Raw genomic sequence first — 13,919 nt, forward strand, 5'->3', positions numbered from 1 at the left:
CCAGCGCAACCGGGAATTCGGTCGGTCATTCCGAACAGGCCTGGCGATACACCAATCAATGATTGACCGTAAATGCGAGCATCGCTGACAACTGACACATTGGCCGACCGCTTTCGCTGTGCCACTGATTGAAGATCGATTGCACTGCAGCCTGATCTCGTTGGCTGCTGGGCACCTTATCCACGACTTTCTGGGCCTTGAGCGCAGCGACAACATCATTGCTCGGGATAAAGGTGTCTTTTCCGGCCATGCGTAACAAGCGCGGCGCCGACAAGCCGCCGAGCTGGGTCCCATGCTTGGCGAGATAGCGCCACAAGCCGACGACGTCTGTTATCGGCCAGTCGGCAATCAGGTTGCCGAAACTGCCCTTTTCCCTGGCGACATCCAGGATGAACTGCGCGTTGCGCGGCACACTCTTTAGCTTGCCCAGGTGACGAATGATGCGCGCGTCCTGCATCAGGCGCTCGATATGCTCCCCGCCCATCAGCACCAGCTTTTCCGGATCGAAGCGAAAGAACACCTCTTCAAAGGCAGGCCACTTGGCGTCCACCAGGCTGTGTTTGAGACCCGCGCGGAAAATTCGCAGGCTGATCAGAGAGAGGTAGCGATCATCCGAAACTGCGCGCAAATCGTCAGGCTCGCGCGGACGCGGCAACCGACTCTCCAAGGCAGCCGCGGACCTAAAGCGATTGAGGCAATACTCGTGCAGCCATTTATAGTCGTGCATGCAGGCCAGGGACCGTCCATCGAAACGAGCCGCCTAGGGTGCCTCCGCCGTTTCGAGGCCGCAAGCCCGGCCGTCGCGGCCGGGCTCGCACACGTCAAGCGCGCAGCCGCCGCGCAGCCTGACGCAACACTGCTTCGGTGGCATCCCAGCCCAGACAGCCGTCAGTGATGGAAACACCATAACGAAGCTCCGCGGCCAGCGGCTGGCAACCATCGAACAGATGACTCTCCAACATTACGCCACGCAAGCTGGACTCGCCGGCGATACGCTGATCTATCACCGACTCCAGCACCTGCGGCTGGCGTAAGGGGTTCTTGCCGCTGTTGGCATGGCTGCAGTCGACCATGATCCGCGGAGCGATCCCTTGACACTCAAGCGTCGCCCGAGCAGCAGTGACACTTGCCGCATCGTAATTGGGGCCGGCGTGCCCACCTCGCAACACAAGATGAGTGTCGGCGTTTCCGCGCGTCTGTAGCAGAGCCGGATGGCCCAGATCGTCGATACCAAAATGCTGGTGTGGATGCTCCGCCGAACGCATGGCGTCGCAGGCAATGCTCAGGCTTCCGTCAGTGCCATTCTTGAAGCCCACTGGCAGATCCAGACCGCTGACCATCTCGCGATGAATCTGCGATTCGCTGGTGCGAGCACCGATTGCGGCCCAGCCAAGAAGATCGTCGAAGTACCCGGCAGCCAGCGGCTGCAGCAGTTCGGTGGCAATCGGCAGGCCGGTCTCGAGAATTTCCAGCATCAGGCGGCGCGACAGGTGCAGCCCCTCGGCCATGTTGCCGCTGCCGTCCAGATGCGGGTCGTAGACCAGGCCTTTCCAGCCGACGGTGGTGCGCGGCTTTTCCACATAGGCGCGCATCACCATCAGCAGCTGATCGCTGACCTCGGACGCAAGCGCGGCCAGACGCTCGGCGTACTCGAGCGCGGCGATAGGATCGTGCAGGGAACAGGGCCCGACGACCACCAGCAGGCGCGTATCGCGGCCGTCAAGCACGGCGCGGATGGCGTTGCGATCGTTATGGATGCGTGCAGCAAGGGCTTCGCTCAAGGGCAAACGCTGGCGCAATACGACGGGACTGGGCAGCGGCTGCGTGCTGCGGCGAGCAACGGAGGCTTCAACGGTGGTGACGGGTTGTTTGGCAAATACGGTGGCGGAGGCATTCATGATCTGGCGGTTCCTTCTGCCGGCGCGGGTGGTCCGCGGCGGCGCTAGTCGGGTGTTCGTTCGCGTGCTTTGTGTTCGGCGTCGAAACTGCTAAATCGCCAGTCGTAGCGGTAATAACGGTCGGTACGGTAAGTCGTCATGGTGTATTCCTCGGTGCGTTGAGCCATCGAGTGGCCGAAAAAACAAAACCCCCGGTCGGGTGGCCGACCGGGGGTTCGAAAACTGCTCTGGTGGCGACCCTGCTTGCTAGGGCGCCTGTGGGTATCAGGCGCGCCTGTAGCTAAACCAATACCCAAAGTAATAACCAGCAGCCGCGACAATCTGGCCACGCGACAGCGAGGCGCACGTGGCACCTGCGTTGGCAATGGTCAGGATAAGTGAGCTGAGGGACATGCTGATCTCCAGAAGATGACCGAACCATACCCTGCCATACCTTCGGCTTTCAACCTGCATGGCGAAAAAGCTCGTAGGGTGGGCTTTCAGCCCACCGAGGCAAGAAAGAGACGGAGAGCCGACCCACACCCTACAAAACTGGCAAGCGCAGCGATCTACAGGCTCATTACATCGAGGAAGCGTGGAGTGGCATCGTTGTCGATGCGCAGGCTGGTGAAATCGAAAAGATTACGGTCGGCAAGCTGTGACGGCACGACGTTCTGCAATGCCCGGAACATGATCTCGACACGCCCTGGCGATTTGCGCTCCCAGTCCTGCAGCATCTCCTTTACCACCTGACGCTGAAGGTTCTCCTGCGACCCGCAAAGGTTGCACGGAATGATCGGAAATTCCTTCATCTGTGAGTAGGCTTCGATATCCGCTTCGCTGCAATACGCCAACGGGCGGATCACGACATTGCGGCCATCGTCTGACAGCAGCTTGGGCGGCATGGCCTTGAGCGTGCCGCCGTAGAACATATTAAGGAAGAAGGTTTCCAGGATATCGTCGCGGTGATGCCCAAGCGCCATCTTGGTCGCGCCGATTTCGTCGGCAAAGGTGTAAAGCGTGCCGCGACGTAGCCGTGAACATAGCGAGCATGTCGTTTTGCCCTCGGGGATCTTCTCTTTCACTACCGAGTAGGTATCTTTTTCTACGATGTGATAAGGGACGCCGATGGACTTCAGGTATTCCGGCAGCACGTGCTCAGGAAAACCAGGCTGTTTTTGGTCCATGTTCACCGCGACGATCTCGAACTTGATCGGGGCGACCTTCTGCAGATACAGCAGCACGTCGAGCATGGTGTAGCTGTCTTTGCCGCCGGACAGGCAGACCATGACCTTGTCGCCATCCTCGATCATGTTGAAATCGGTGACAGCCTCGCCGGCAAGGCGGCGCAGACGTTTCTGCAATTTGTTCTGGTTGACCGAAAGGTTGCCCATGTCAGAATCCGGTGAGATGCGAAAGGCGCGCATTTTACGCGCAAAAAGTCCCGTCGCCCCACCCCACCGATCCAGCGGATGACAATGCTGGCGCTATGCTAGGCTTTTCGCCATGAACGATGACCTCGATCCCGAAATGGACCTGGCCGAACAGATTCTGGTATTGCTGCGCGAACAGCCGGAAGGTTGCAGCGAGTACCAGCTGATACAGCAGCTGAAGGCCCGCCACAGCACACATATCCCCAACCTGCCGCTGCTCGACAAGCTCGTGCTGTTTCGCACTCACTTTCTGGTCTTCAACGCGCTTTACAGCCTGAGAGACCAGCTCAGAGGCGACAACCGCAATGATATTCAGATCTCGCCTTTATGCGTGCAGCTGCTTCCCTACGCTGCGGCCGTAAGTGCAGTAGCCGAGAGCGATCCAAGTGCAGTAGCCGAGAGCGATCCGTTGCGGGATTACTATCTGGACATGGCCAACCTGCGTGACACGGATGAAGAGGAAGTGGAGCGCCTGCTGGCCAGCTTCTGGTCACGGATGCGCGGTGATCAGCTCGGTGCGCACAACGGCAGCTGGGACCCTGAACAGAAGCGCGCCGCCTTGGAACTATTCGAGCTGGACCAAGAGGTAAAAAGCCTCAACCTTTTGACGATCAAGCGCCGCTACCGCCAGTTGGTCAGCATCCACCATCCTGATCGGGGCGGCAGTACCAGTCGCATTCAGTCGATCAACCTGGCGATGGAAATACTTGAACGCTATTACCGCTAAGGCCATAGCTTCCAATTGCTCTAATCCACCCCGGTGCGCCGTACCGTCAAGTTCCTATACTGCGACTTAAGGTCGCACGCCCGTCCAACTGACGGCACGCCAGGCGAAGCGACCCTCCAAAACCGAGGAGACGCTGGCATGATCAATCACGTTTGGGGACTGTTTGCACATCCGAGCCAGGAATGGCAGGAAATCACTGGGGAAGAACGCGAAGTCGGGCATCTGCATCTGGGGGAAGTACTGGTGCTCGCTGCGATACCGGCCATATCGGCCTTCATCGGAACAACGCAAATTGGCTGGAGCATCGGCGGCGGCGAAGCGGTGAAACTCACAGAGGGCAGCGCGCTGCAGCTCACCTTGCTGTCCTACCTGGCAATGCTGGGTGGGGTAGCTGTCATGGGCGGCTTCATTCACTGGATGTCGCGCACCTACGACGCTAATCCGACGCTGGTCCAGTGCGTAGTCTTCGCTGCATACACCGCCACTCCCCTGTTCGTTGGAGGTTTGGCGGCACTCTATCCACATATCTGGCTGGGCATGCTCGTGGGTACTGCAGCCATCTGCTACACGACGTATTTGCTCTACGTCGGCCTACCTACATTCATGAACATACCCGCCGACGAAGGCTTCCTTTTTTCCAGCTCAGTTCTGGCGGTAGGGCTCGTGGTGCTGGTAGCCATCATCGCGTTGTCCGTCATCATGTGGGGCATGGGCGTCGGCCCGATCTACGTTCGCTAGACTCGGCGGCAAGCCCTGGAGCCGGAGTTTCGAGGAACCACTCACCCCATCGGCCGTTCTATACCGTTAATAGCTGCGCCAACTCTGGCGCAGCTCGCTTTTCACGGCCGCTGGAGATTCCGGATGATTCCGCACTTTTTCACCTTATTGACCCGCCCGGACAAAGCGTGGGCCGAAATACGACGAGACGAAGAAAAGAACAGCTCCAACTACATGGTGCATCTGTTCCTGCTGGCGCTGCTGCCCGCAATCTGCATGTTCATAGGGACGCACTACACGGGTTGGAGCCTGGTTGAGGACGAGCGCATCTGGCTCGACACCCGAAGCGCGCTTCAATTGAGCGGGCTTATCTACGCCACCATCATTCTCGGCACCTTCATCATGGGTTTTTTCCTGCGGTGGATGTCGCGCACCTTTGAAGCCCGACCAACCTACAATCAATGCGTCGGTTTCATTGCCTACATCATCACCCCGTTCATGATCGCCGGCCTCGGCGCGCTCTATCCGACTCGCTGGGTAGCTATCACCGTGATAGTGCTGGCTGGTGTTTACGCCACTTACCTGCTGTTCGTGGGATTGCCGACCTTCATGCGCATCGATAACCGCCAGACCTTCCTGTATGCAGCTTGCACTTGGGGGGTGGGGCTGCTGGTACTGGTCAACCTCAAAGTACCGATGATCCTTCTGTGGGTCCTGGCTCTCGACCCAACATACGAGCGCAATACGGTAGAGAATCAGGGGTACTCCAATGAACAACGCGCTCAAGAGGAACCCGGTGGTCTCTGAGCGGTTGTCAGTCTGCCCCTTTGCGGCATAATTCCGGTCTCTTTCGGAGACCCTTATGCCCGAACAGCTTCATGCACGCGTCGAGGCCTGCTACCAGCAGGCCGAGACATTCTTCAAACGTGGGTTCGAACGTCCCAGAATCAGCTTCAAGCTACGCGGCCAAAAAGCTGGTGTAGCCCATCTCACCGAAAACCTGCTGCGTTTCAACCCACAGCTCTATAAAGAAAACCACGACCACTTTCTAAAGCAGACCGTGGCGCACGAAGTCGCACACCTGATCGCCCATCAAATGTTTGGTGGGGCCATACGCCCTCACGGCGAAGAATGGCAATTAATCATGCGTGGGGTATATGAGCTGACTCCGGATCGCTGTCACACCTATGCAATCACCCGCACTAGGCGCAGTCGATTCGTTTATCGCTGCGCCTGCCCAGAGCGTGACTTTCCTTTCAGCGCGCAGCGCCACGCCCTGGTACGAAAGGGTCGGCGTTATTTTTGTCGCAGTTGCCGCGTCACCCTGGTGTTCAGTGGCGAGCAACGGCTCGAATAGGTCACACACACTCTCTCCTAAAGCCGCTTTGTCGTCCCGATGGCGATCAGGAACAATGCAGCCAGCGCGGCCATCAGCGGCAACCAGCCAGCATTTTCCCATACATATCCGGCCGCATAGCCCACAATACTCGAGCCGAGATAATAGGCACACAGATACAGAGCCGAAGCCTGGGCCTTTGCCTCCCTCGCATGCACTCCAACCTGCCCGCTTGCGACAGCATGCGCGGCAAAGAAGCCCAGCGTGAACAGCGCCAGTCCCATCACGATGGCCGCCAGCCAGGGCGTGGAACACAGCCCCACGCCAAGCAACATCAGAAGAACGCCGCCCTTGAGTACAGTCCTGGCGCCGAGCCGCGGGACCAAGCGCCCTGCCCAGCCAGCGCTGACGATACCTGCCAGATACACAGTGAATAGCAAACCGATAACAGTCGAAGACAGACCAAACGGGGCCGCTGCCAAACGAAAGCCTATGTAATTGAACAGGGCCACGAAGCCGCCCATCAGCAGAAACGCCTGGAGGAATAACGTACGCAGGACGGGATTGCGCAGATGCAAAGCGAAATTGGCCAGCAGCCCCTGGAGCGATAGCGGTTGGGCCCTGAAGTGACGTGATGGTGGCAACAGCCAGACGAACAGCACCAGAGCCATCAACCCCATCGCGGCGATACCGCCGAGCGCCGTCTGCCAGCCGCCGATATCACTCAACAGACCGGACAGCAGCCTACCCAGCAAGCCGCCGAGCGCCGTACCACCGATATAAAGGCCCATCGCTGCTGGCAAGGATTCGGGATCGAACTCTTCACCCACGTAGGCCATCGCAAGTGCTGGCAAACCGCTGAGCGCGAGACCGAGCAATGCACGTAGCACGAGTAATACGCTCCACGATTCCACCATCACGCAGGCCAAGCCAAGCGTACCCGCCAGCATTAGGGCCAACGCCATGACCCGCTTTCGCCCCCAGCTTTCTGCCAAGCCTCCAGAGACCAACAGACAGACCGCAAGCGACAAGGTCGTCAGCGACAGGGCCAGGCTGCTCGTAGCCGCAGACACGGAGAAATGCGCAGCCAACAGCGGCAGCAACGGCTGGACGCAATACAGCATGGCGAAGGTGGCAAAGCCGGCACAGAAGAGCGCCAAGGTGGCACGGCGATAGGCATTAGTACCGCGCTTGAGATGGGTATCGTGCGATGCAGGAGGCATATTGATTAACCGTGCACTCTTAGGAGGCGAGCAAAAGCGGCGCAGCCTAACACGCAGGTAAGGGGTGGAAAGCGCAGCGTGGAAAGCTAAGTTGTGACGTCAGCGACCACGCGACATTTACAATCTCCAAAGATGAAATTTACTTCAATAGTGGCTGTAAGTTGAGCCAGATCAACTAAAGTGAAATTAACCCTTATAACTGCAAGTTAAGGGGCCAAATGACTTTGATTAAGCCTCAAACACTTTCTAGACTCCCAGTACAACACTCGGATTTGAAGGTGAACGCAGTGCCGCACCATACCGATCCCGCCCCTGTCGGCAAGTCGGAAGAAACCCGGCTATTCGTCTTTCTTCTGGTTTTGTTCTTTCCGCTCTTGAGCATCGTTACCGTTTCCGGTTACGGCTTCATCGTCTGGATCAGCCAGATGATATTCGGGCCACCCGGCCCGCCGAGCTGATCGCAGAGCCAATTAATACTGCCCTTAAGCCTGCCTTGTTTTCTAGCGTAGGCGGAGCTCCACAATCCAATGAATAACGCCCTGCATATTGCGAGTTTGCTCGTGCATTGCCGCCCCGACCTGCTCGAAGCCGTGAAAAGAAACCTGGTGCTGTTGCCTGGCACGGAACTGCATCAGGAGAGCGCGGCCGGCAAAGTTGTGGTCGTTCTCGAGGCCGAACATGAAAGCCGCATTCTCGAAACCATCAGCCATATTCAACAAATGCCCGGCGTTTTAAACGCTGCCCTGATTTACCACGAACTCCTCACCCCCGAAGGAGAGCCTGAATGAGCCTCACACGACGTCAATTTGCCAAGGCCAACGCCGCGGCCATCGCAGCCAGCGTGGCCGGCATTCCGATTGCCACCAGTGCCAGCAATCTGATCACCGATCCTGAGGCGACAAACCTCAAGTGGCACAAGGCGCCCTGTCGCTTCTGCGGCACTGGCTGCGGCGTGATGGTCGCCACGGCCGGGGATCGCGTGGTGGCAACCCATGGCGATGTGAAGGCCGAGGTGAACCGCGGCATCAACTGCGTCAAGGGCTATTTTCTCTCGAAGATCATGTATGGCACCGACCGCCTGACACAGCCTTTGCTGCGGATGAAGGACGGGAAGTTCGACAAGCAGGGTGAGTTCCAGTCGGTTAGCTGGGAACAGGCCTTCGACGTCATGGAAGAAAAGTACAAGAAAGCCCTGAAAGACCACGGCCCGAGCGCCGTCGGCATGTTCGGCTCCGGTCAGTGGACCGTCTGGGAAGGCTACGCGGCGAACAAGCTCATGAAAGCCGGGTTCCGGTCCAACAACCTGGATCCGAATGCACGCCACTGCATGGCATCCGCCGCGGTAGGCTTCATGCGCACGTTCGGCATGGACGAGCCCATGGGTTGCTATGACGACATCGAAGTCGCCGATGCATTCGTGCTCTGGGGCTCGAACATGGCGGAAATGCACCCGGTTCTCTGGACACGTGTCACCGATCGTCGCCTGAGCGCGCCGCACGTGAAAGTTGCAGTGATGTCGACGTACGAACACCGCAGCTTCGACCTTGCCGACATCCCGATGGTCTTCAATCCGCAGACCGATCTGGTAATCCTCAATTACATCGCCAACCACATCATCCAGAGCGGTGCAGTCAACGAAGACTTCGTCAAGAATCACACCAAGTTCGCCCGTGGCGCGACCAACATTGGCTATGGCCTACGCCCAACTGACCCCCGGGAGCTGAAGGCGGAAAACGCTGCGGTTGCTGGCAGCTGGACGGACATGAGCTTCGAGGACTACGCCGAGTTCCTCAAGCCTTACACCCTCGAGCATGCTGCTCACGAGTCTGGCGTATCCGCCGAGCGCCTGAAAGCACTGGCCGAGCTTTACGCCGACCCGAAAATCAAGGTGATGTCGTTCTGGACCATGGGCTTCAACCAGCACACTCGAGGTGTCTGGGCTAACAACATGATCTATAACATCCACCTGCTGACCGGCAAGATCAGCGAACCGGGCAACAGCCCGTTCTCGCTCACCGGTCAGCCGTCTGCCTGTGGTACAGCCCGCGAAGTCGGCACTTTCTCCCATCGCCTGCCTGCGGACATGGTCGTCACCAACCCCAAGCATCGCGCCATCACCGAGAAGATCTGGAAACTGCCGGAAGGCACCATCCAGGAAAAACCAGGCTTCCACGCCGTTCAGCAGAGCCGCGAGCTGAAGGATGGCGGCCTCAAGGTCTACTGGACCCAGGCCACCAACAACATGCAGGCTGGCCCCAACGTCATGCAGGAAATTTTGCCTGGCTGGCGCAACCCGGAAACCTTCATCATCGTCTCCGACGTATACCCCACCGTATCGGCCCAGGCAGCAGACCTGATCCTCCCGGCCGCCATGTGGGTGGAAAAAGAAGGCGCCTACGGTAATGCCGAACGTCGCACCCACTTCTGGCATCAGCTGGTCAATGCACCAGGAGAGGCCCGCTCGGATCTGTGGCAGCTGATGGAGTTCTCCAAGCGCTTTACCACGGACGAGGTATGGCCGGCCGATCTGCTCGCCAAGAAGCCGGACCTCAAAGGCAAGACGCTGTTCGAGGTGTTGTTCAAGAACGGTCAGGTCGACCGCTTCCCGACATCGGATATCGAAGAGGGTTATCGCAATCAGGAATCCGAGGACTACGGGTTCTATGTGCAGAAAGGACTGTTCGAGGAGTACGCCGAATTTGGCCGTGGTCACGCCCACGACCTCGCAGACTTCGACGTCTATCACAAGGAGCGCGGCCTACGCTGGCCTGTAGTGGATGGCAAGGAAACCCTGTGGCGCTACCGCGAAGGCTACGACCCGTACGTCGAGAAAGGAACTGGCGTCCAGTTCTATGGGTATCCGGACAAGAAGGCGATCATCTTCGCGCTGCCTTACGAGGTTCCAGCAGAGGTGCCCGATCAGGACTATCCATTCTGGCTCAGTACTGGCCGAGTGCTGGAGCACTGGCATACCGGCAGCATGACCCAACGCGTCGACGAATTGCACCAAGCCGTTCCGGATGCCCTGGTGTACATGCATCCAGACGATGCTCGAGCCCTCAAAGCGCGGCGTGGAAGCGTGGTGAAGGTCATCAGCCGCCGCGGTGAAATGCAGGCACGGATCGAAACCCGAGGCCGCAACAAGCCGCCGAAGGGGCTGATCTTCGTGCCCTTCTTCGACGCAAACAAACTGATCAACAAGGTCACCCTCGACGCAACCGACCCGATCTCCAAGCAAACCGACTACAAGAAATGCGCCGTGAAGATCGAAGTGGTCAGCATCGCCTGAGGAGAGTCGCCATGAAATTCCGTTTACTGCCTTTGACGCTCCTCGCGGTGTTCGGCCTGGCCGTTGCTGCCGGACCGGATTACCCGCTCGATGCTCCTGCCCCAGACGGCCGCCGTCCGGGCGGCACCATCACACAGGAGTTCACCCCACCTCCGCTCAAGGACGAGGAAAACAAGGACCTCAAACGAGAACGCAACTACCCGGAGCAGCCTCCGACCATTCCGCACACCATTCGCGGTTATCAGGTCGACACCAACGGAAACAAGTGCCTGGCCTGCCACAGCCGGGCCAACAGCGCCCGCACTCAGGCACCCATGATCAGCATCACGCACTTCACTGATCGCGATAGCCAGACGCTGGGCGCAGTCGCGCCACGTCGGTATTTCTGCACCCAGTGCCACGTGGTGCAGCATGACGTGAAACCGTTGGTGCAGAACGACTTCGAGAATATCGACGACCTGCTGTATCACGAAAACAAACAGAACGAACAGTGAGGACGCCTGGATGAAGTCGATACTGTCGTTTCTCAAGCGATACTGGACGGTGCTGCGCCGCCCCAGTGTGCATTACAGCCTGGGCGTTCTAACCCTCGGTGGCTTTCTGGCCGGGATCATCTTCTGGGGCGGCTTCAACACCGCGCTGGAAGCGACCAACACCGAAACGTTCTGCATCTCCTGTCACGAAATGGAAGACAACGTGTTCATGGAGATCAAGGACACCATTCACTACACCAACCGTTCCGGTGTGCGCGCGACCTGCCCGGACTGCCATGTGCCCCACGAGTGGACGGACAAGATTGCGCGCAAGATGCAGGCGTCCAAGGAAGTCTGGGGCAAGATCTTCGGCACCATCAACACACGTGAAAAATTCCTCGGCATGCGCCGGGAGATGGCTGAGCGTGAGTGGCGTCGCTTGAAAGCCAATGATTCGCTGGAGTGCCGTAACTGCCACAACTATGAATTCATGGACTTCACCCGCCAGAGCAAACGTGCCGCAGAGTTCCACTCCAAGTCACTCGGCACGGGCGAAGCAACCTGCATCGACTGCCACAAGGGCATCGCCCACCGTCTGCCGGATATGCACGGGGTACCCGGCTGGTAACACAGCTGGAACATCTGCCGCTCCGCTGGGTCGAGCAGAACCGCCTGAACAGATCCAAGCCTGCAATCCGGGCTTGGATTTTGTTCGTCGGCAGCACCATCGCTGTATGACGGTTCGCTCATCAACTACCGCACCACCCCTCACCCAACACTCCTGTTGCACCTGAGTCGAACTCGGGCTATTTATCGGGTCAATTCGACAACGATGAGAACAAGGAGACCACCATGCGCTATCGCCTGCTCGGCGCCCTTATGGCTGCCAGCGCTCTCGCTCAAGCCGAAATCCAGACCCAGGAAATTCCATATACCGCTGCCGATGGAACAAAACTGGTCGGTTATTACGCCTACGACGACGCTATCGAAGGCAAGCGTCCGGGGGTCGTAGTTGTCCATGAGTGGTGGGGGCTCAACGACTACGCCAAAAGTCGCGCCCGTGATCTTGCCGGCTTGGGCTACAGCGCGTTGGCGATCGACATGTACGGTGAGGGCAAGAATACCGAGCACCCCAAAGACGCCATGAGCTTCATGCAAGCAGCCATGGCCGACGCCGATGCAGCCAAAGCCCGCTTCAACGCTGGGGTCGATCTGCTCAAGCAGCAAGAGCAAACCGAGGCGGCCAAGCTTGCAGCTATCGGCTATTGCATGGGTGGCAAGGTGGTGCTGGACATGGCACGTCAAGGCGTACCGCTCGAGGGCGTCGTCAGCTTCCATGGCGCCCTGGCAACGCAAACTCGAGCCGCCCCGGGCAGCGTCAAGGCACGGGTGTTGGTCGAGCACGGCAGCGCAGATAGCATGGTCAGTGCCGACGACGTGGCTGAGTTGAATGCCGAGATGGTCAGAGCCGGAGCCGACTATCAGTTCGTCAACCTTCCTGGCGCCAAACACGGATTCACCAACCCAGGTGCCGACAGGTTTCAAGAAAAAGGCGTCGACGTGGCCTACAACAAAGAAGCAGACGAGCGCTCCTGGAAGGACATGCAGCGCTTTCTCGACGAAGCCTTTGCCCAGTAACCAGGCCTAGCCATTACGGTGAACGAGCCGCTCTTCGCGCCAGATTGCTCCCTCCGCGCGAAGAGAGCTCAGCTGATTCCCCCATGGCTGACGCGGCGGCTGCTTTCGGATTCCGCAGTTCACCTCATGACGTCGGCGGGTCAAGCCACATCCTCTCCATAGAAGGATGCGCCCTCCCCTCGGAGCCCCGCCCACGGCTCCCGTGCTAGCATGACGACCATTGCAAGTCCCTTCTCATTTCAGTCGATCGCGAGTCATGGCCGAACACGATTTCCGTTACAACCTTCTTAACCCCGGACACACCCTTACCGAATGCCGCGCACTTGCGCCGGGCCGCTATCAGGTCACCGGAAATGGCGGGAACGTACGTTCGGGCGACGTGCTGATCGTCACGCTCAAAGGCAGCCGTGATCTCTATCAGCGTTTGACCATCGACAAGGTCCGCCACCTGATCAACCCACCCGGGCAGTGGATGGCGGTCGCGAGCGGACCGGTGTTTCGCGAACTCGCTATTCACAACTGGCAGGTCGACTGCGACGGATGCGGCAAGCAGCTCGATTTTGAATTTGCCGTCGACGCCTCCAAAGGAGAAAGCGCTCGCGCCGTAGCGGCCGAAGCTCGGATCGTTGAACTGGGATGGAAGAACGATGCTGGCAAACATCTTTGCCCCGCATGCAAGAGGGTGAGCGCATGAAGAATCTCACGCTGGCTGCACTGGCCGCATGTTCACTTGCCGGCTGTTCGGTAGAGCCACTGAAGCTGCAGAACGACGTTACCTATATTGCCGAGTGGATCGGCGAGGACGCTGTGGTGGGCCGCAATCCCGTCTCGCTGACCTTCAGCGAAGACCGCGCCTATGGTAATGCGGGCTGCAACCACTGGTTCGCCAGCTATCAGCTTGAAGGACAGAAGCTGCGTTTCAGCCAGATCGGCAGTACTCGCAAGATGTGCGCAGAGCACATCATGAAGCAGGAGCAGCACTTCCTAGAGCTGCTGTCGCGAATCGAACGCTGGGATGTTTCGAATATCGATCAACTGCGTTTCTGGCCTGCCGAGGGCGCTCCAATCCGAGTCTGGCCAGAACAGAACTGATCTGAACCAAGACAGAGCACACGGCTCGGAAAACGCACCGCCTCCATGCGAAAAATCAGTGCTGCATGGGCGGATGAATGCTCCTGCTGAACCCCGCCTCTGCGCTTGCTCTGA

The 13,919-nt window shown here is 58.6% G+C and carries 16 protein-coding genes; 12 read left to right on the forward strand and 4 right to left on the reverse strand.

The window, feature by feature from the left end:
• Positions 1-55: 55 nt before the first annotated feature.
• The 3 genes from EA797_RS09765 to ttcA form a co-directional block, all read right to left on the reverse strand.
• Positions 56-727, reverse strand: coding sequence for a DNA-3-methyladenine glycosylase I (locus EA797_RS09765; protein WP_122165019.1), 672 nt, complete (start codon positions 725-727; stop codon positions 56-58).
• Between the two features lie 94 nt (positions 728-821).
• The gene (locus EA797_RS09770; protein WP_122165020.1) at positions 822-1,898 is read right to left on the reverse strand and encodes a 3-deoxy-7-phosphoheptulonate synthase; all 1,077 of its coding nucleotides are present in this window, start codon (positions 1,896-1,898) and stop codon (positions 822-824) included.
• A 548-nt stretch (positions 1,899-2,446) separates the two neighbouring features.
• Entirely contained in the window at positions 2,447-3,271 is an 825-nt protein-coding gene (gene ttcA, locus EA797_RS09780) for a tRNA 2-thiocytidine(32) synthetase TtcA (RefSeq protein WP_122165022.1), read from the reverse strand.
• Between the two features lie 112 nt (positions 3,272-3,383).
• Here ttcA and EA797_RS09785 point away from each other — a divergent pair, with 112 nt between their 5' ends.
• The 4 genes from EA797_RS09785 to EA797_RS09800 all read left to right on the forward strand — a co-directional run bounded on the left by EA797_RS09785 (position 3,384) and on the right by EA797_RS09800 (position 6,111).
• Positions 3,384-4,037 (forward strand): DNA-J related domain-containing protein, encoded by a 654-nt coding sequence (locus EA797_RS09785; RefSeq protein WP_122165023.1) that lies wholly within the window; start codon positions 3,384-3,386, stop codon positions 4,035-4,037.
• 138 nt (positions 4,038-4,175) lie between these two features.
• A complete protein-coding gene (locus EA797_RS09790) occupies positions 4,176-4,775 on the forward strand; it encodes a Yip1 family protein (RefSeq protein WP_122165024.1) in 600 nt (199 codons plus the stop codon).
• A 123-nt stretch (positions 4,776-4,898) separates the two neighbouring features.
• Positions 4,899-5,561 (forward strand): Yip1 family protein, encoded by a 663-nt coding sequence (locus EA797_RS09795; protein WP_122165025.1) that lies wholly within the window; start codon positions 4,899-4,901, stop codon positions 5,559-5,561.
• 55 nt (positions 5,562-5,616) lie between these two features.
• Entirely contained in the window at positions 5,617-6,111 is a 495-nt protein-coding gene (locus EA797_RS09800) for a SprT family zinc-dependent metalloprotease (protein ID WP_122165026.1), read from the forward strand.
• Between the two features lie 17 nt (positions 6,112-6,128).
• Here EA797_RS09800 and EA797_RS09805 read toward each other — a convergent pair whose 3' ends face one another.
• Positions 6,129-7,313, reverse strand: a complete 1,185-nt coding sequence (locus EA797_RS09805) for an MFS transporter (RefSeq protein ID WP_122165027.1) — start codon at positions 7,311-7,313, stop codon at positions 6,129-6,131.
• 287 nt (positions 7,314-7,600) lie between these two features.
• On the opposite strand from EA797_RS09805, the gene EA797_RS09810 reads away from it, so the two are divergent.
• The 8 genes from EA797_RS09810 (at position 7,601) to EA797_RS09845 (ending at position 13,805) form a co-directional block, all read left to right on the forward strand.
• Positions 7,601-7,771 carry a periplasmic nitrate reductase, NapE protein gene (locus EA797_RS09810; protein ID WP_244214113.1) on the forward strand — a complete coding sequence of 57 codons (171 nt, stop codon included), beginning with the start codon at positions 7,601-7,603 and terminating at the stop codon, positions 7,769-7,771.
• A gap of 69 nt (positions 7,772-7,840) precedes the next feature.
• The gene (locus EA797_RS09815) at positions 7,841-8,101 is read left to right on the forward strand and encodes a chaperone NapD (RefSeq protein ID WP_122165029.1); all 261 of its coding nucleotides are present in this window, start codon (positions 7,841-7,843) and stop codon (positions 8,099-8,101) included.
• Positions 8,098-10,602, forward strand: a complete 2,505-nt coding sequence (napA, locus tag EA797_RS09820; RefSeq protein ID WP_122165030.1) for a nitrate reductase catalytic subunit NapA — start codon at positions 8,098-8,100, stop codon at positions 10,600-10,602. Before EA797_RS09815 ends, napA begins: the two co-directional genes overlap by 4 nt.
• Positions 10,603-10,613: 11 nt before the next feature.
• Positions 10,614-11,096 (forward strand): nitrate reductase cytochrome c-type subunit, encoded by a 483-nt coding sequence (locus tag EA797_RS09825; protein ID WP_122165031.1) that lies wholly within the window; start codon positions 10,614-10,616, stop codon positions 11,094-11,096.
• Positions 11,097-11,106: 10 nt separating this feature from the next.
• Positions 11,107-11,703, forward strand: a complete 597-nt coding sequence (locus EA797_RS09830; protein WP_122165032.1) for a cytochrome c3 family protein — start codon at positions 11,107-11,109, stop codon at positions 11,701-11,703.
• A 224-nt stretch (positions 11,704-11,927) separates the two neighbouring features.
• Complete coding sequence (locus EA797_RS09835) at positions 11,928-12,713, forward strand: dienelactone hydrolase family protein (protein ID WP_122165033.1); 786 nt, start codon at positions 11,928-11,930, stop codon at positions 12,711-12,713.
• 256 nt (positions 12,714-12,969) lie between these two features.
• A complete protein-coding gene (locus tag EA797_RS09840) occupies positions 12,970-13,407 on the forward strand; it encodes a hypothetical protein (RefSeq protein ID WP_122165034.1) in 438 nt (145 codons plus the stop codon).
• Positions 13,404-13,805, forward strand: a complete 402-nt coding sequence (locus tag EA797_RS09845; protein WP_122165035.1) for an META domain-containing protein — start codon at positions 13,404-13,406, stop codon at positions 13,803-13,805. Before EA797_RS09840 ends, EA797_RS09845 begins: the two co-directional genes overlap by 4 nt.
• Positions 13,806-13,919 lie beyond the last annotated feature (114 nt).

Source organism: Stutzerimonas zhaodongensis (assembly GCF_003696365.1).
Taxonomy (GTDB): domain Bacteria; phylum Pseudomonadota; class Gammaproteobacteria; order Pseudomonadales; family Pseudomonadaceae; genus Stutzerimonas; species Stutzerimonas zhaodongensis.